Origin of the sequence: Afipia carboxidovorans OM5, assembly GCF_000218565.1 — a bacterium.
GTDB lineage: Bacteria > Pseudomonadota > Alphaproteobacteria > Rhizobiales > Xanthobacteraceae > Afipia > Afipia carboxidovorans.
On record NC_015684.1, the window covers coordinates 830667 to 847993 of the forward strand.

Annotated in this window: 17 protein-coding genes; 11 read left to right on the top strand and 6 right to left on the bottom strand. The window is 63.5% G+C overall.

The genetic code is table 11. The features are described 5' to 3' along the window. Window positions 1-25 precede the first annotated feature (25 nt). From OCA5_RS03945 to OCA5_RS03960, 4 genes are all read left to right on the top strand, one after another. Window positions 26-1945 carry a propionyl-CoA synthetase gene (locus OCA5_RS03945; protein WP_012564466.1) on the top strand — a complete coding sequence of 640 codons (1920 nt, stop codon included), beginning with the start codon at window positions 26-28 and terminating at the stop codon, window positions 1943-1945. Window positions 1946-2025: 80 nt separating this feature from the next. Further along, window positions 2026-2232, top strand: a complete 207-nt coding sequence (locus OCA5_RS03950) for a DUF6494 family protein (protein ID WP_012564465.1) — start codon at window positions 2026-2028, stop codon at window positions 2230-2232. A gap of 9 nt (window positions 2233-2241) precedes the next feature. Further along, complete coding sequence (locus OCA5_RS03955; RefSeq protein ID WP_012564464.1) at window positions 2242-2502, top strand: hypothetical protein; 261 nt, start codon at window positions 2242-2244, stop codon at window positions 2500-2502. A gap of 44 nt (window positions 2503-2546) precedes the next feature. Continuing rightward, the gene (locus tag OCA5_RS03960; protein WP_012564463.1) at window positions 2547-3272 is read left to right on the top strand and encodes a DsbA family protein; all 726 of its coding nucleotides are present in this window, start codon (window positions 2547-2549) and stop codon (window positions 3270-3272) included. A 219-nt stretch (window positions 3273-3491) separates the two neighbouring features. On the opposite strand, the gene OCA5_RS03965 is transcribed toward OCA5_RS03960, so the two are convergent. After that, window positions 3492-4193, bottom strand: a complete 702-nt coding sequence (locus tag OCA5_RS03965) for a DUF1013 domain-containing protein (protein ID WP_012564462.1) — start codon at window positions 4191-4193, stop codon at window positions 3492-3494. Between the two features lie 298 nt (window positions 4194-4491). Between OCA5_RS03965 and ispH the strand changes: the two genes are divergently transcribed. The 3 genes from ispH to rnhA all read left to right on the top strand — a co-directional run bounded on the left by ispH (window position 4492) and on the right by rnhA (window position 7054). Continuing rightward, the gene (gene ispH, locus OCA5_RS03970) at window positions 4492-5493 is read left to right on the top strand and encodes a 4-hydroxy-3-methylbut-2-enyl diphosphate reductase (RefSeq protein ID WP_012564461.1); all 1002 of its coding nucleotides are present in this window, start codon (window positions 4492-4494) and stop codon (window positions 5491-5493) included. A 134-nt stretch (window positions 5494-5627) separates the two neighbouring features. Then, window positions 5628-6608, top strand: coding sequence for a homoserine kinase (locus OCA5_RS03975; protein ID WP_012564460.1), 981 nt, complete (start codon window positions 5628-5630; stop codon window positions 6606-6608). Continuing rightward, the gene (rnhA, locus tag OCA5_RS03980; protein WP_012564459.1) at window positions 6605-7054 is read left to right on the top strand and encodes a ribonuclease HI; all 450 of its coding nucleotides are present in this window, start codon (window positions 6605-6607) and stop codon (window positions 7052-7054) included. Before OCA5_RS03975 ends, rnhA begins: the two co-directional genes overlap by 4 nt. A gap of 149 nt (window positions 7055-7203) precedes the next feature. Here the strand turns inward: rnhA and OCA5_RS03985 are convergent, their stop codons facing one another. Together OCA5_RS03985 and OCA5_RS03990 are read right to left on the bottom strand one after the other, a co-directional pair. Continuing rightward, complete coding sequence (locus OCA5_RS03985; RefSeq protein WP_012564458.1) at window positions 7204-7689, bottom strand: peroxiredoxin; 486 nt, start codon at window positions 7687-7689, stop codon at window positions 7204-7206. 64 nt (window positions 7690-7753) lie between these two features. Next, window positions 7754-8593, bottom strand: a complete 840-nt coding sequence (locus OCA5_RS03990) for a protein-disulfide reductase DsbD domain-containing protein (RefSeq protein WP_012564457.1) — start codon at window positions 8591-8593, stop codon at window positions 7754-7756. A 123-nt stretch (window positions 8594-8716) separates the two neighbouring features. Between OCA5_RS03990 and OCA5_RS03995 the strand changes: the two genes are divergently transcribed. After that, on the top strand, window positions 8717-9349 hold the full coding sequence (locus tag OCA5_RS03995) for a YqgE/AlgH family protein (protein ID WP_012564456.1): 633 nt from the start codon (window positions 8717-8719) through the stop codon (window positions 9347-9349). A 158-nt stretch (window positions 9350-9507) separates the two neighbouring features. Here OCA5_RS03995 and OCA5_RS04000 read toward each other — a convergent pair whose 3' ends face one another. Continuing rightward, on the bottom strand, window positions 9508-12462 hold the full coding sequence (locus tag OCA5_RS04000) for an EAL domain-containing protein (RefSeq protein ID WP_012564455.1): 2955 nt from the start codon (window positions 12460-12462) through the stop codon (window positions 9508-9510). Between the two features lie 109 nt (window positions 12463-12571). Then, entirely contained in the window at window positions 12572-13570 is a 999-nt protein-coding gene (locus tag OCA5_RS04005) for an NAD(P)H-quinone oxidoreductase (protein WP_012564454.1), read from the bottom strand. A 139-nt stretch (window positions 13571-13709) separates the two neighbouring features. Here OCA5_RS04005 and OCA5_RS04010 point away from each other — a divergent pair, with 139 nt between their 5' ends. Both OCA5_RS04010 and rcdA read left to right on the top strand, forming a co-directional pair. Further along, window positions 13710-13901 carry a DUF1192 domain-containing protein gene (locus OCA5_RS04010; RefSeq protein WP_012564453.1) on the top strand — a complete coding sequence of 64 codons (192 nt, stop codon included), beginning with the start codon at window positions 13710-13712 and terminating at the stop codon, window positions 13899-13901. 335 nt (window positions 13902-14236) lie between these two features. Then, window positions 14237-14740, top strand: coding sequence for a protease adaptor protein RcdA (gene rcdA / locus OCA5_RS04015; protein ID WP_012564452.1), 504 nt, complete (start codon window positions 14237-14239; stop codon window positions 14738-14740). Window positions 14741-14933: 193 nt separating this feature from the next. On the opposite strand, the gene rpmE is transcribed toward rcdA, so the two are convergent. After that, window positions 14934-15158, bottom strand: a complete 225-nt coding sequence (gene rpmE / locus OCA5_RS04020; RefSeq protein WP_012564451.1) for a 50S ribosomal protein L31 — start codon at window positions 15156-15158, stop codon at window positions 14934-14936. 175 nt (window positions 15159-15333) lie between these two features. On the opposite strand from rpmE, the gene OCA5_RS04025 reads away from it, so the two are divergent. Beyond that, entirely contained in the window at window positions 15334-17217 is a 1884-nt protein-coding gene (locus OCA5_RS04025; protein ID WP_012564450.1) for an ABC transporter transmembrane domain-containing protein, read from the top strand. The last annotated feature ends 110 nt before the right edge of the window (window positions 17218-17327 follow it).

The window sequence follows — 17327 nt, forward strand, 5'->3', positions numbered from 1 at the left end:
CAAGAACAGGTTTGGAGGCCCGCCGATGAGTGATGCAAAAACCCGCTATGCCGAAATCCATGAGCGCTCGCTGCGCGACCCGCAGGGTTTTTGGGGAGAGGCCGCCCGCGAGATCGACTGGTTCGAGCCGGCGAAGAAGGTGTTCGATCCGTCGATGGGGATTTACGGCCGCTGGTTCGCAGGCGGTGTCGTCAACACCTGCTTCAATGCCGTCGACCGCCACGTCAAGAACGGCCGCGCCAACCAGCCCGCGATCATCTACGATTCCCCGCTGACCGATAAGATCACCTCGCTCACCTATGCCGAGCTGCAGCGCGAGGTCGAGGCGCTCGGTGCGGTGATGCAAGATCTTGGCGTCACCAAGGGCGACCGCGTCGTCATTTACATGCCGATGGTGCCGGAAGCGCCGATCGCGATGCTCGCCTGCGCGCGCATCGGGGCGATCCATTCGGTCGTGTTCGGCGGCTTCGCGTCCAAGGAGCTTGCCACCCGCATCGATGACGCGAAACCGAAGCTGGTGTTTTCCGCAAGCTGCGGCGTCGAACCGGGCCGGATCGTGCAATACAAGCCGCTGCTCGACGAGGCGATCAGGCTCGCGTCGTTCAAGCCGGATGCCTGCATCATTCTGCAGCGACCGCAGCACGAATGCGACCTCACCGCCGGGCGCGATCATGACTGGGCGAGCCTGCGCCAGAAGGCGCTCGATGCCGGCAAGCGCGCGGACTGCGTGCCGGTGCTCGCCACCGATCCGCTCTACATTCTCTACACGTCAGGCACGACCGGTGTGCCGAAAGGTGTGGTGCGCGACAATGGCGGCCACATGGTCGCGCTGAAATGGTCGATGTTCAATCATTACGGCGTCGAGCCGGGCGAGGTGTGGTGGAGCGCCTCCGATATCGGCTGGGTGGTGGGCCACAGCTATATCGTGTACGGGCCGCTGTTCCACGGCAACACCACGATCCTTTATGAAGGCAAGCCGATCGGCACGCCGGATGCCGGCGCATTTTGGCGAGTGATCTCCCAGCACAAGGTGGCCGCGCTGTTCACGGCGCCGACCGCGTTCCGCGCTATCAAGAAGGAAGACCCCGACGGCGCTCTGATGAAGAAATACGACCTGTCGTGTTTCCGCACGCTGTTCCTTGCGGGTGAGCGCGCAGACCCTCCGACGGTGGAATGGGCGCAGGCACGGCTGCAGCGGCCGGTGATCGATCACTGGTGGCAGACCGAAACCGGATGGGCGATCGTGGGCAACCCGGTCGGCATCGGCGTGTTGCCGGTGAAGCCCGGTTCGGCGACGGTGCCGATGCCGGGCTATCAGGTCGATATCGTCGACGAGGCAGCGAAGCCCGTGCCCGCGGGCACCACGGGCTCGATCGTCGTCAAGCTGCCGTTGCCGCCATCCTGCCTGCCGACGCTGTGGCAACAGGAGGACCGCTGCAGGGAAGCCTATTTCAGCGAATTCCCCGGCTACTACAAAACCTCCGACGCCGGCTACAAGGACGACGACGGTTATGTCTTCGTGATGGGTCGCACCGACGACATCATCAATGTCGCGGGCCATCGCCTGTCGACCGGCGGCATGGAGGAAATCCTTGCCTCGCATCCGGACGTTGCCGAATGCGCCGTGCTTGGCATCAAGGACGATCTCAAGGGTGAGATTCCCTGCGGCTTCCTGGTGCTGAAATCGGGTGCGGCCCGCGGCGCCAACGAGGTCGAGAGCGAGGTGGTCGGCATGGTGCGCGACAAGATCGGCCCGGTCGCGGCATTCAAGCGGGCGGTGATCGTGCCGCGGCTACCGAAAACGCGTTCCGGCAAGATCCTGCGCGGCACGATGAAAAAGATCGCGGATGGCGAGCCCTGGACCATGCCCGCCACCATCGAGGACCCCAAGGCGCTCGACGACATCAGCACCGCGCTGCAGGTCAAGACGCCAGAAAAGGCTTGAGAAGCGCTGCTATCCGGCCTAGCCAGACAGAGAACCGCCACCGTAAGTGGCGGCGCTCTCTTGGCATAGGGCCCACTACGATGAACGAAGACGCATTCAACATCAGCCTGCGCGGCTTTCTCAAGAAAGTCGGAATTACCAGCCAGCGTGAGATCGAACAGTCGATCCGCGGCGCACTCGCGAGCGGAAAGCTGAAAGGCAACGAGAAGCTTCCCGTCAAGATGACGCTGACGATCGATGGCGTCGGGCTGTCGCATGTCGTGGAAGCGAACATCAATCTGGAGTAGGCGACCCGCGTGAAATCAACGATTGTCCTGGCAGGGCTGGCCGCGAGCCTTCTGCTCTCGGCCTGCGCGCAGTTTGAGCGGACGCCTGCGCCTTCGGCGGCGGCGATGACCGATGATGATGCCATCTGCCGGCAGCGCGGCGAACCGGGCTCATCGGCCTATGTGGCCTGCCGGCGCGATCGCGATGTCGGCGCGCTGCGTGGCAACTCGAATGCAGGCGTCGAGCGTGCCCACAAGAATCTTGCTGACGATATGTTGAACGGGCGCTGAGGCTTTGGCGTAACGCGGCACCTTGGCGTGCCGTAGAACGGAACATGATGACGCGATTGCTGGGGCTTTGCGCGGCCACCCTTTCCCTGATGCTTGCCGTGGTTGCGATGGCGCCGCCGCCTGCGTCTGCGCAGGACGACAATGTCACGAGCCGTGAGCGCATTCTGCGCGACCCGGAGATTCCGCCGCTCGGCAACCCCGATGGCGACGTCACCATTGTCGAGTGGTTCGACTATCAGTGTCCGTACTGCAAGACGCTCTCGCCCGAACTTGAAAAGATCATCAAGGAAGACGGTAAGGTCCGGCTGGTGCTGAAGGATTGGCCGATCCTCGGCCCGCCGTCGCCGGAGGCATCGCGCCTCGTGATCGCCGCGAAGTATCAGGGCAAGTTCGAGGCGGCGCATAAGGCGTTGATGACCCGTGTTGGCCGGTTGACGAGCGGCACGCTTGAGGAGGCGCTTACGAAGGCAGGCGTCGATGTGGCGCGGGCGAAAAGCGATCTCGAAGCCCACAAGGCCGATATCGATGCATTGCTTGCGCGCAATAACGAGCAGGCCGAAGCGCTCGGCTTCAACTCCACGCCGTCCTTCATTGTCGGCACGTTTCGCATTCCGGGCGTGATGAAGCCGGAGCTATTCAAGCTCGCGATCGCCGATGCGCGCGCCAAGGCGAAAGAGGACGACAAGGCGGGGAAGGGCGGTGCAAAGCCTTCCGGCAAGGCGAAGCCTGCAAAGAGCCCGTCAAAAACAAAAGAAGCGCCGGCGAAATAACGCGACGCTTCTTGTTTCTTTCTTCACCTCTCCCGTGGGGAGAGGTCGGAGGCGGAGCGATAGCGAACGCCTCGGGGTGAGGGCGTACGGTGCCTGAAGTCGCTTTTGGTAGCCCCCTCACCCGCTCACTTCGTTCGCGACCTTTCCCCACCGGGGAGAGGTGAAGGAGAACACCGCTAACGCTCGCAATGACGAGCCGAGGCTTGCTCGGCGGCTCGCTTATTCCTCGTCGGACTTCTTGTCGTGGCCGAGCGTCTTGAGTTTGGCGAACACCGCGTCGACGTTCATGTCGTCCTGCTCCTTGGCGGAGAGGGGCGCCTCGTGCTCGGCCTCGCGGCGTGTGGTCTCGGCGGCGGGCAGCAGCGTGACGCCGCCATATTCTTGCTTCGCCGGCTTTTCCTTGGCGGCGCGCTGCACCTCGAAATCGAGTTCGATCTGGGTGCAGAGGCCGAGCGTCACCGGGTCCATCGGCGTCAGCGTCGAGGCATTCCAGTGGGTGCGGTCGCGCACGCTCGCGATCGTGGTCTTGGTGGTGCCGACGAGGCGCATGATCTGCGCGTCTTTCAGTTCAGGGTGGTTACGCACCAGCCAGAGAATGGCGCTCGGGCGCTCATGGCGGCGCGACACCGGCGTGTAGCGCGGGCCCTTCTTCTTGGCGGCCGTCGGCAGTACCACCTTGGATTCCTGCAGCTTCAGCCGGTAGTTCGGATCCTTCTCGCCCTTCTCGATTTCCTCGCGGGTGAGCTGGCCGGTGGAGATCGGGTCCATGCCCTTGATGCCCTGCGCCGCGTCGCCGTCCGCAATGGCGCGAACCTCGAGCGGGTGCATCTTGGTGAAGTCTGCAACCTGGTCGAACGACAGCGCGGTATTGTCGACGAGCCACACGGCCGTCGCTTTCGGCATCAGCGGGGCATTGCTCATGGCAAATCTCCTTTGTGCTTCGCCCGCCTTTTTCAGGGGCGAAGTCGTCTGGTCATCGGCGATGACGGGAATTCACAACTATATAATCCGTCACCACCTTGCCGCGCAACCGGCGATAGGGCCTTGCGGCGGCAACATCCGGGGCTGCGAAGGCGGGCCTTGACAGCGCGGGTGGCCCGGCTCCTATTCCTTCGCCGCCTAGTTTGGTATGTCCGGTGGTCTGGCCTTGCGGGGCCGCATCCCTATATGAGGGTCGGGCCATGTCTGGTTCGCCCTAAACCACTGTTTCGGCTGGAAAATGACACTGGAAACCGAGAAACCGCCGCTTTCGATCGTGCTCTGTTCCCCCCGCGGTTTCTGTGCCGGGGTGGTCCGCGCCATCGATACCGTCGAACGCGCCCTGAAACTCTACGGCGCGCCGGTCTATGTGCGTCACGAGATCGTGCACAATCGCTATGTGGTCGAGAGTCTGCGCGACAAGGGTGCGATTTTCGTCGCCGAGCTCGACGAAATCCCGGATACCGACGCCCCGGTGGTGTTTTCGGCCCATGGCGTGCCGAAGGCGATCCCCTCCCAGGCCGACAAGCGGAACTTCTTCACGCTGGACGCGACCTGCCCGCTGGTGACCAAGGTGCATCGCGAGGCGGCGATCCACTTCAAGCGCGGCCGCGAGATCCTGCTGATTGGCCATGCCGGCCACCCGGAAGTCGTGGGCACGCTCGGCCAGTTGCCGAAGGGCGCCGTGGTGCTGATCGAGACCATGGATGCTGCGCGTTCGTTCGAGCCCAAGGATGCCTCGAAGCTTGCGTTCGTCACGCAGACCACGCTGTCGATCGACGATACCAAGGAAATCGTCGCGGTGCTGAAGGAGCGCTTCCCCGAAATCGACGGCCCACACAAGGAAGACATCTGCTACGCCACCACCAACCGCCAGCTCGCGGTGAAGAAGGTGGCGCCGAAGGTCGACGCCATGGTCGTGGTGGGCTCGCCGAACTCCTCGAATTCCCAGCGCCTGCGCGAGGTCGCCGAGCGCGAGGGCTGCAAGGTCTCGGTGCTGGTGCAGCGCGCCGCCGAACTCGACTGGTCGAAGTTCGAGGGCATCAGCCGCCTCGGCATTACCGCGGGCGCTTCAGCGCCGGAAGTGATCGTCGAGGAGATCATGGACGCGTTCGCCGCGCACTATAAGCTGCACGTCGAAACCGTCTCGGCCGCCGAGGAAGACGAGTTCTTCCCGCTGCCGCGCCCGCTGCGCAACCAGGCTGCCGCGGCTGCCAAGGCGGCGGAGAAAGCCGCCGGCTGACAAGAGGGGAGCGCGGCCGATTTGCCGCCGCCTCGCCTTCAACCCGGTGTGCTTGCGATGATATGATCGCGCCGCCCCCTGATTCCGTCGCGGTGTCGGGGCAATGATTTCAACCCCGGACATCGGACCACCAGATGGCGGTTTATACCGACGTTGCCGCCGACGAGCTTGCGGACTTCCTCTCCGGTTACGACCTTGGCGACCTCTTATCCTACAAGGGCATCGCGGAGGGCGTCGAGAACTCCAACTTCCTGCTGCACACCACGCGCGGCCATTTTTTCCTGACGCTCTATGAAAAGCGCGTCGCAAAAGCGGACCTGCCGTTCTTCCTCAACTTGATGGGTCATCTTGCCGCGCGCGGCATCACCTGTCCGCAGCCGGTCGCGAACCGAGGCGGCGAGACGCTCGGCACGCTGGCCGGGCGGCCGGCCGCGATCATCGATTTTCTCGAAGGCGTGTGGCCGCGCAAGGTCAGCGTTCCGCACTGTGCGGCGATCGGCGAGGCACTCGCCAAGCTGCATCTGGCCGGCGCGGATTTCAAAATGACGCGCGCCAATGCGCTCTCGGTCGCGGGCTGGCGGCCCTTGTTCGAGGCGGCGGTAGCGCGCGCCGACACCGTGCAGGCGGGCCTGCGCGATTTTCTCGCCACTGAACTTGCGCATCTCGAAGCGAACTGGCCGCAGGCTTTGCCGCGCGGCATCATCCATGCCGATCTCTTTCCCGACAATGCGCTGTTCGTCGGCGACACCCTGTCGGGCCTGATCGACTTCTATTTCGCCTGCAACGATCTTCTCGCCTATGACGTTGCGATCTGCCTCAACGCGTGGTGCTTCGAGGCCGATCATTCCTTCAACGTCACCAAGGCCAGCACGTTTCTCAACGCCTACGGCAAGGTGCGTCCGTTGAGCGAGCCGGAGCAGGCAGCGTTGCCGCTTCTCGCGCGGGGCGCTGCGCTGCGCTTTCTGCTGACGCGGCTGGTCGACTGGCTCAACGTGCCACCGGGCGCACTGGTGAAGCCGAAGGACCCGCTCGAATATGTCCGCAAGCTGCGTTTTCATCAGGGCGTGCGGACGATCGCCGGTTACGGCCTTGCCCGTTCGGAAAGCGTGACGTGAGCGAGCCGCAGCGTCCTCACGTCGTGATCTTTACCGATGGCGCCTGCTCGGGAAATCCCGGCCCGGGCGGCTGGGGCGCGATCCTGCGCTTCGGTGAAATCGAAAAAGAGCTGAAGGGTGGCGAAAACCCGACCACCAACAACCGCATGGAATTGCTGGCGGCGATCTCCGCGCTCGAAGCGTTGAAGCGCTCGGCCATCGTCGATCTCACCACCGATAGCCAGTACGTCCGTCAGGGCATCACGAGCTGGATCTTTAACTGGAAGAAAAACGGCTGGCGCACGTCTGACAAGAAGCCTGTGAAGAATGTCGATCTCTGGCAGCGGCTGGACGCGGCGTTGAAGCCGCATGAAGTGCGCTGGCACTGGATCAAGGGCCACGCCGGTCACGCCGAGAACGAACGTGCCGATGAATTGGCGCGCGAAGGATTGGCGGAGAATAGGTAGTCTCGGTGTGGATGCGTGTCCCGGATGCTGCGCAGCGCGAAGCGTTGCGCTGCTGATCCGGGACCTTCGCGTCATACGAAGTTTGTAACGGTCCCGGCTCTGCGGAGCAGCGTCAACAACGCTGCACCGCGTCCGGGACACTTGAGCTCTTAAAGCTGCCCAAGCAGCGTATCGCCGCCGGAGACTTCCACCTTGCCGGGGTTGGCTTCGAGGTTGAATTTCTTCACCACGCCGTCTTCCACCAGCATCGAATAGCGCTTCGAGCGCAGGCCGAGGCCGTGGCCCGAGCCATCGAAGTCGAGACCGGCGGCCTTGGTGAATTCGGCGTTGCCGTCAGCGAGGTAGATCGCCTCGTTGTTGAAGTCGGTGTCGCGCTTCCAGGCGTTCATCACGAACACGTCGTTCACTGCGACCACAGCGATGGTGTCGATGCCCTTCGCCTTGATCGCCGCCGCGCTCTGGAACACGCTCGGCATGTGCATCTTGTGGCAGGTGCCGGTGTAGGCGCCCGGCACAGCGAACAGCGCGACCTTCTTGCCCTTGAAAATGTCGTCGGTGGTTTTCGCCTTCGGGCCTTCCTCCGTCATTACGGTGAACTTGGCCTGCGGCAGACGGTCGCCAACTTTAATCGTCATTAGAATCTCCCTTTGAAAATGTGGGGGTGGGTTGGAAGGAAAGCGGGCGGCAGTGCCGCCTCGCTCAGTTGAGGCTGACGTTGAATTCGTAGGCGCGCTCGGTGTCGGTCAAGGTAAACTTGAGCGCCGCGCCATCGGGATTGACGCCGGGCGGCACGCCATCGAGATCGAAGTGGAAGCGCTTCACGCCGGGCGGGTGACGCGCAACGAGTTTCGGCACCGGCAGTGCCCAGTCCGGCGTGGGGCCTTCGACGAACAGCGCGGGCGTCTTGCCTTCCGGCACGACGGTGTCGACCTCGACGCCCTTGTCGCCGACGCGCTTGACGTCGCGAATGGTCAGCGGATTGGAATCGCCGACATTGGCGGGCTTCGGCACGCGGTCGAGTGCGGCGCTGAGCGTGCTGTCTTCCGTGCTGGCGGCGCTGGTGAAGGGAAGCGTCAATACAGCCTGCGATGGGACGCAGAGCTTTTCGCACACCGCATACTGGATGTCTGCATGCAGCGTGGTCGGCTGCTCGGGATGACGCACCGCGATGCGCAGCGGGATCACGACTTCGTCATGATAGCCGAGTGCGGTGCCGCCCGCGCCATCGGGAAAGGCCTTCGGCGCGGGCCACAACACGGTGACGGCTTCGACATTGTCGGACTTGGAGAAATCGAAGCGCGGCGGCACGCCGGAATCGCCGGGCGTGCGCCAATAGGTTTTCCAGCCGCGATCGAGCTTGATGTTGATGCCGCCGAGCAGCACGGGGCCGTTGCGCGAGCCTGCGAGCAGGCGAAGCTGCGCATGCGCATCCTTCGTCCAGGGCGAGGCGTCCTGCGCGCGCGCCAGCGATGCCGTGGCGGGGAGTGTGGCCGCGATTAACAAAAGCGTGCGGCGCGTTAGCGGAACAATGTCATTCATGCGACGTCTTTACATAAGCAGGAATAGTGAAGAAGGGCTTGTGTTGATTGACAGAGACGACACCCGATATCAGGATTGGGTACAGAACAAAGAGATGGTTTGTTGGACGAGAGGCGCGCTTCCATGACACAGCCGATCGGTCTTGATGGACTTCCGGAAAAGGCTTCATCTTCGGGAACGACTTATCTCGACGGGCAGCTCCTTATTGCGATGCCGGTCATGCAGGATGAGCGGTTTGCACGCTCGGTCATCTATGTTTGTGCCCATTCCCCCGATGGTGCAATGGGCATTATCGTCAATCGCCCTGCGGGCAGTATCGATTTTCCGCAATTGCTTCGCCAGCTCGATATCGTCGCAGACGGCGTACCGATCCAACTGCCCGATGATGGCGAAACGGTGAAGATTCTTCGTGGTGGACCGGTGGAGACAAGCCGCGGCTTCGTCCTGCATTCGTCCGATTATGCGATCGAGGATGCGACGCTGCCGATCGACAACGGCATCTGCCTCACCGCGACGCTCGATATCCTGAAAGCCATCGCCCAAGGCACCGGGCCGCGACGGGCGGTGCTTGCGCTCGGCTATGCCGGCTGGGCGCCGGGGCAGCTTGAAAGCGAAATCCAGCACAACGGCTGGCTGCATTGCCCCGCCGATCCTGACATCGTGTTCGGCCGCGACATGGACGACAAGTATCAACGCGCGCTGCAGAAGATCGGCATCGATCTCGGCATGCTGTCCAATAGCGCAGGGCATGCGTAAGGTGGATCGCCATCCGGGGTATCATTGCCGGGCTTGACCCGGCAATCCATCTTCTTGAAGAAACCCTTTTTTAGATGGATGCGCGGATCAAGTCCGCGCATGACGATTCCGAGCAAGCCTAAATTTGTAAGCCTAAATTTTTCTGGGAAGACGCAAGCCTAGCGCCCTTGCTGCGGCGTTGCGGTCGCGGGGGCTGCAGGCGCGGCCGGTGCAGGTGGCGTGCGCAGGCTGTAGCGGCGAGCGCGCGGCGCCTCGGTCTTGTCGCCGGTGAGAAGGCGCGTGGCGCTTGCGGCGTCCATCGGCTCGCCGAAGGCAAAGCCCTGCGCATACTGGCATCCGAGCTGGTAGAGCTCGACTGCATCGGAATCCGTCTCCGCGCCCTCCGCGACGACTTCCATGCCGAGATCGTGCGCCATCGCGATGATCGACTTCAGCAGCGTCGGCCGTGCGCCGTTGCGCGTCGTGCGCACGAACGACTGGTCGATCTTGATGGTATCGAACGGGAAGCGCTGCAGATAGGATAGCGAGGAATGGCCGGTGCCGAAATCGTCGAGCGACAATCCGGTGCCGAGCTCCTTGATCCGCTGCAGCATCTGGGCGGCGTGCTCGGGGTTCTCCATCACCAGCGACTCGGTGAGTTCGAGCTTGAGCGACCCGCGCGCGACCGCCGAGCGTGACAGCACGCCGCGTACGTCGTGGATCAGGTCGTGGCGCAGCAACTGGCGCGAGGAGACGTTGACGCTTGCAAACAGTGGCACGCGGGTGCGCGTCGCGCGCTGCCAGGTGCTGAGCTGCTTCGCAGTCGCGTCCATCACGAACAGGCCGAGATCGACGATCAGGCCGATCTCTTCCGCGATGGAGATGAATTCGGATGGCGACATCCGCCCGAGCCGCGGGTGATCCCAACGTGCCAACGCCTCGAAGCCTGCGACGGTGCGATCCTCGAGCCGCATGATCGGCTGATACAGGATCGCGATCTCCTGCCGCTCGATGGCACGGCGCAGATCGGATTCAAGCGTCAACCGGTCGGTTTTGCGCGAGCGCATCGGCGGCTTGTAGACGTCGATACGATCGCCGCCGAGCCGCTTGGAATGATACATCGCAAGCTCGGCATCCTTGATGATCTCATCGGTCAGCGGCGCCTGCGGGTCGCTGAGCGCGAGGCCAATTGAAGCGGTGAGGAAGATCTCACGCTCGTTGAAGGCGATCGGCGCGCGGATGGTCTTGCGGATGGTTTCGGCGAGCGCGGTGATACGCGCAGGCTCGTGCTCGGAAGTGAGCAGCAGGCCGAACTGGTCACCGCCGATCCGTGCCAGCGTATCCTGCGGCTTGAGGATGCGGGTGAGGCGGCGCGCCAGCGTCAGCAGGATGGAGTCGCCGACCGCGATGCCGACGGAATCGTTGACCTGCTTGAAGCGGTCGAGGTCGATCACCATCACGGTGGGGCGCAGGTTCGGCGCAGTCTTGATGAAGCCCGCAAGCGCGGTGAGGCGGTCGATGAACAATTGCCGGTTCGGCAGACCCGTGAGGTTGTCGTGCACCGAGTCATGGAGCATGCGCTCCTCGGCATTCTTGATCTCGGTGACGTCGGAAAGGGTGCCGACCACGCGCGCGACTTCGCCGTCGGAGCCGACGACCGGGCGTGCCTTCAGCGCGAACCACATGAAGTGGCCGTCCGGCGTGCGCAGGCGGAAGTCCTGCACGAGACGGCCGCGGCGCTGATCGAGCACGCTGTCGAGCGCGGCGCGGAAGCGATCCTGATCGAGCGGATGCAGCACTTCGAGCCAGCGCGCCGCAGGGCCTTCCAGCGTGCCGCGTTTCAGGCCGAGCAGGCCCTCTGTCTCGGGGCTCGTGAATACCTTGTCGGCGGAGACGTCCCAATCCCAGATCAGATCGCCCGAGCCGGTGAGTGCCAGCGCGCGACGTTCGACATCGGAGACGATGCCGGTGGTCGCGCCGCCTGCGAAGGCGTGCTGCATCACCGTGAAGCCGATCAGCATCACGATCAGCACAAGGCCGCCGAGCAATGCCGGGCCGACGATATCGTTGGTCACCGCGCCGGTGACGGTCATGCCGGCCGCGATCACCCAGATCAGGAACAGGAACCAGGTCGGGATCAGCAGCACCGCGCGATCAAAGCCCTGCGTCGAAAGCGTGACGATCAGCACGAAGCCTGCGGCGGCGATCAGAAGCAGCGAGATGCGCGCGATGCCGGAGGCGACCGCGGGATCGAACAGCGCGAGGCCGACCAGCGCGCCGAGGAAGACGAGCCAGCCGAGCGTGATATGCGAATAGCGCACATGCCAGCGCGACAGATTGAGGTAAGCGAACAGGAACACCAGGAACGCTGCCGTCAGCATCGCCTCGCCCGAGGCACGCCAGACCCGTTCGGCGTCGACTGACATGTCGAACACCTTGCCCCAGAACCCGAAGTCGATGCCGATATAGACCAGCACCGCCCACGCGAGCGCGGAAGCAGCAGGGAACATGATGCTGCCCTTCACCACGAACAGGATCGTCAGCACGAGGGCGAGAAGGCCGGAAATGCCGATGACGATGCCGTGGTACAGCGTGAAGGAGTTGACCTTGTCCTTGTAGGCCTCGGGCTCCCACAGATAGAGCTGCGGAATGGCATCGGTGCGCAGTTCCGCGACGTAGGTCACGACCGCGCCGGGATCGAGCGTGATGCGGAAGATGTCGGCGGTGGCGCTGTCCTGCCGGTCGGGGCGGTCGCCGGCCGAAGGCGTGATGGTTGCGATGCGCGACAGGCCGAGGTCAGGCCACAACAGGCCCGATGCGACGATCCGATAATGCGGCACCACGATCAGGCGGTCGATCTGCTCGTCGGTGGTGTTGGTCAGGGCGAAGACCAGCCAGTTCTTGCCGCCCTCGCGCGCGCGCACCTCGATGCGGCGGACGATGCCGTCGGGACCGGGCGCGGTGGAAACCTGGATGCGGTCGGTGTCGCTGTGCTGGAATTCCAGCACGCCGGTCAGGTCGATCGCGGGCGCGTCGGTGCGGACGCTGATGGCGTCAACGGCGTGTGCCGGCTGCGCGGCGGCCAATATCAGGAAGCTGAGCGCGAGCAGCGCATAGCATCTGATCGAGCGCAAGATCTGTCTCTCCGCGGTCGGGCGCGGGCCCCTTCAAGGGGCCCGGCGGGAGCGCGATCAATGACACGAAAGCGAGATGAATCAAAGGCTTTACAGGCGCTTTGTCCCGTCAAACCGTGAGCACAATTTTGCCAATATGCTGGCCGCTTTCCATCCGGGCATGGGCCTTGGCGGCGTCTTTCAGGGAAAACTCGCTATCGATCAGGGGCTTCAGCCGACCCGCGACAATCCAGGGCAGGACGGTGGCCTCGATGGCCTTAACCATGGCTGCCTTATCCTCGTTTGAGCGGGGCCGCAGCGTCGAACCGGTGTGCCAGAGCCGCTTCATCATCAGCTTGCCGAAATTGGCGGTCGCCTTCGGCCCGCCGAGGAACGCGATCTGGACGATGCGCCCCTCGGTCGCACACGCATCGTAGTTGCGGTCGACATACTCGCCGCCGACCATATCGAGGATGACGTTGACGCCCTTGCCGCCGGTCGCGGCCTTGGCCTCGGCGACGAAATCCTGGGTCTTGTAGTTCACCGCAACATCGGCGCCGAGCGTGACGCAGGCGTCCGCCTTTTCCTGTGAGCCGACGGTGACGATCACCTTGGCGCCATGCGCCTTCGCCATCTGGATCGCCGTGGTGCCGATGCCTGACGAGCCGCCATGCACCATGAAGGTTTCGCCGGGCTTGAGCGCGCAACGCTCGAACACGTTGTGCCACACCGTCATCACCGTTTCGGGAAGCGTCGCGGCTTCTTTCATCGACAATCCGGCAGGAATGGTGATCGCGTGCGCATCCGGCGCGACGCAATATTCGGCATAGCCGCCGCCGGCGGTGAGCGACATCACCTTGTCACCGATCTTGTGCTTGCGGGCACCTTCGCCGAGCGCCACCACGGTGCCGGCGATTTCCAGACCCGGCAGGTCGCTTGCGCCCGGAGGCACGGGATACTTGCCCATGCGCTGCAGCACGTCGGGCCGGTTGACGCCGGCAGCCTCCACCTTGACGAGAATCTCGCCGGCCGCGGGCTTCGGCACCTCGCGCTGTTCCGGCACCAGCACATCCGGCCCTCCCGGCTGGGAAATGGCGATCACGGTCATGTGGGTGGGCAGCTTGTCCATGAAAACAATCCTTGGAAGGTGACGTCGGGTCAGCACGATATGCCACCGAACGGCAAGCGAGTCAGCCCCGATGGCTCGACCGGATGCGCGGCTTTGTGGCAGGCTCCGGCGCGAGCGAGACGACCGACATGGAGGGATCATGGCGATTGACGATGACGACCGGCCGCGGCCGAAACTCATTCACCAGATCGGGCAGGATTTGTCGCTTCTGTCGCTTGACGATCTGAATGAGCGTATCACCGCGCTTGAGGGCGAGATCGAACGGCTGAAGACGGAGGCTGCGAAGAAACGCGCCTCGCGCGACGCGGCGGCAAGTTTCTTCAAATCGTAAACATCGTATCGAGGCGGTCGCATTCGCCAATGAATGGTGAACGATTTCGTTCATTTACGACACATTAAGCTTTCGCGTTTATGACCAGAGTGTCCTTGTTTGGACGCCGAGTGGCTCCTGTCCACTCTGTTTGACGCCTCCCTGTTATCAACTTTCAAAAGCCGCCGGTTTCCGGCGGCTCTTTTTTTGTTCACGCAGATGTCACGGAAACCATATCCCGATTTGATCGTGCGACCGGCTGGACTCCGGCGCCGCGAGGGGCAATGATTTGTTCATTATAAGAAAGCGCTGCATCACAAGGCGCATCCAAGCGTAACAGGCTTAAGGCGTTAACCATGTCGGATCAGGCGCAGGATGGGCTCATCCTGCTCAGTGAGCACTTTACCAATTCGCCCGCGTTCCAGGAGTTGTTCCGCGACGGAATGGATCTTGTCGAAGAGACGGCGGCTTATCTCGACGGCGACGGCCGCATCGAGGCGAAGGCGCTTGAGCGCGCGGTCGGCCTCACCTATGCGACCGAGAGCATGCGTCTCACCACGCGGCTAATGCAGCTTGCGTCGTGGCTTCTGCTGCATCGTGCGGTGCGCGAAGGCGAGATGACGCTCAATCAGGCGAACCGCGAAAAGACCAAGGTGAGGCTCACCGCGGCCGAGCCGGGTGCTGCCGATCTCATCACGCGGCTGCCGGAGCGGCTGCAGCAACTGATCACGCGTTCGATGGAGTTGCAGACCAAGGTGCGTCGCCTCGATGCCACCATGCATGCCGAGCGCAAGGATGATGTGGCCGGCAATCCGCTGATGCCGCAGCTCGACCGGCTGCGCGCCGCGTTTGAGAACTAGAGTTTTCGGATGGGCAGGTTCTCTGCCCGTCATTCCCGCGAAAGCGGGGAGTCCACACTTGGAAAGACTGGGTCCCCGCCTTCGCGGGGACGATCAATAGAAAAACTAACTCAGCCCCGATCACCCAGACTCCAACGAAAAACGCCCCGGCGCGAGCACGGGGCGTTTTTTGATTTGGGATATCCGAGCAGGCTTACTTCTTGAGGAAGCCCGAGAACTTCTTCTGGAACCGCGACACACGGCCGCCGCGGTCGAGAATCTGCTGGGTACCGCCGGTCCAGGCCGGATGCGACTTGGAGTCGATGTCGAGGTTCAGCGTGTCGCCTTCCGCGCCATAGGTCGAACGCGTGAAGTATTCGGTTCCGTCGGTCATAACGACCTTAATCGTATGATAATCCGGGTGAATTTCGGGTTTCATGGAAAATCCTTCGGCGCACGGCGCCCGGCTGGTCGATCATTTGTCGGGTGAATTCGGCGGGTCTATACCGCACGAGGCGGTTTCAGACAAGCTTTGACCCAGCGCAGAGCATGGCATTTGCCAGCGCCCTAACTGCAGCCTATTGGAAGGCGGGGACAATAGCGGCAGGGTTTTGATGAACGTGGTGGAACGCATCCCGGCAGAGGGGCAGGCCGTGCCCGCGTCCGCCGGTGAGACGGCCGAAGGAGTGGTCCCGGCGTCTCAGGCCAACGGTCTGACCAAAGAGGCCGATCGGGGAGCAGAGACCAAGGCGCGCCGTTCGAGCCTGCGTCCTCTGCTGGCGCTCGCGCCTTACGTCGTCCGCTACCGCGGCCGCGCCATCGCGGCGCTGATTGCTCTCATCATTGCCTCGCTCGCGACACTGGCCGTGCCGCTCGCCGTTCGCCGCATGATCGATTTCGGGTTCAGTCCCGAAAGCGTGGCGATGATCAACAGCTATTTCGGCCTCATGATCCTCGTCGTGGCGGTGCTCGCGGCGTCGAGCGCGATGCGCTACTACTTCGTCATCACCATCGGCGAGCGCATCGTCGCCGATCTGCGCAGTGACGTGTTCCGCCACCTCACCCGTCTGTCACCTTCGTTCTTCGACACGGCTCATAGCGGCGAACTGGTCTCGCGGCTCACCGCCGACACCACGCAGATCAAATCTGCGGTCGGGGCGTCCGTCTCGATTGCGTTGCGTAACGTCGTCCTGTTCGTCGGCGCGGCGGCAATGATGGTGGTGTCGAGCCCGAAACTCTCCGGTTTCGTCCTCGCGGCGATTCCGCTGATCGTGCTGCCGCTGGTCGGCTTCGGCCGCCGCGTGCGCAAACTCTCGCGCGGCGCGCAGGACACGCTCGCGGAAGCCTCTTCCTATGCCTCTGAGCTGATCGGCGCGATCCGCACGTTGCAGGCCTTCACCAACGAACTGTTGGCGCAGGCACGTTTCGGTGGCGAGGTGGAGCGCGCTTATGAGGCCGCGCGTGCCTCGACGCGCGCGCGCGCATGGCTCACCGCGGTCGTGATCTTCCTGATCTTCTCGAGCGTGGTGGTGATCCTCTGGGTCGGCTCGCACGACATCATCACCGGCGAGATCACCGCCGGCCGGCTCGGCCAGTTCGTGCTCTATGCGGCATTCGCCGCGGGCGCGCTCGGCGAGTTGAGCCAGGTCTGGGGCGAGATCGCACAGGCTTCCGGTGCGGCCGAGCGGCTGTTTGAAATTCTCAATGTGAAATCCGACATCACGGTGCCCGCCAATCCGCGGCTGCTGCCGCAGCCCGCGCGCGGCGACATCGTGTTCGATCGCGTGCGCTTTTCCTATCCGACGCGGCCCGAGGCGTTCGTGGTCGATGGCGTGTCATTCTCCGTGCGCGCGGGCGAGAAGATCGCGGTGGTCGGCCCGTCAGGTGCGGGCAAGAGCACGCTGTTTCATCTGCTGCTGCGCTTCTACGATCCGAAGAGCGGTCTGATCTCGTTCGACGGCGTGCCGATCGACGAGGTCGCGCCGGACGATCTGCGCTCGCGCATCGCGCTGGTGCCGCAGGATTCGGCGATCTTCGCTGCGACCGCGCGCGAGAACATCCGCTTCGGCCGGCCCGATGCCTCGGATGCCGAGGTCGAGCGCGCGGCCGAACAGGCCCATGCCACCGAGTTTCTGCGCCGCCTGCCGAACGGTTTCGAGACGCAACTGGGCGAGCGTGGTGTCACGCTCTCCGGCGGCCAGCGCCAGCGCATCGCGATCGCGCGTGCGATCCTGCGCGATGCGCCGCTGCTGCTGCTCGACGAGGCGACCTCCGCGCTTGATGCCGAAAGCGAGACACTGGTGCAGACTGCGCTCGAGGAATTGATGCAGCAGCGCACCACGCTCGTCATCGCCCATCGCCTTGCCACGGTGCTCTCCTGCGATCGCATTCTGGTGATGGAGCAGGGCCGTATCGTCGAGCAAGGCACCCATGCCTCGCTGGTTGCCGCGAACGGTCTCTATGCCCGGCTGGCGCGGCTGCAGTTCGAGGGCGGTTAGCTTCCCCTCTCCCCGTAGCTCGACGAAGACGAGCATAAACGCTCTTATGTGGGAGAGGGTGCTGAGCGGCAAAGCCGCGAAGTGGGTGAGGGGTATACCTCGCCGCAAGC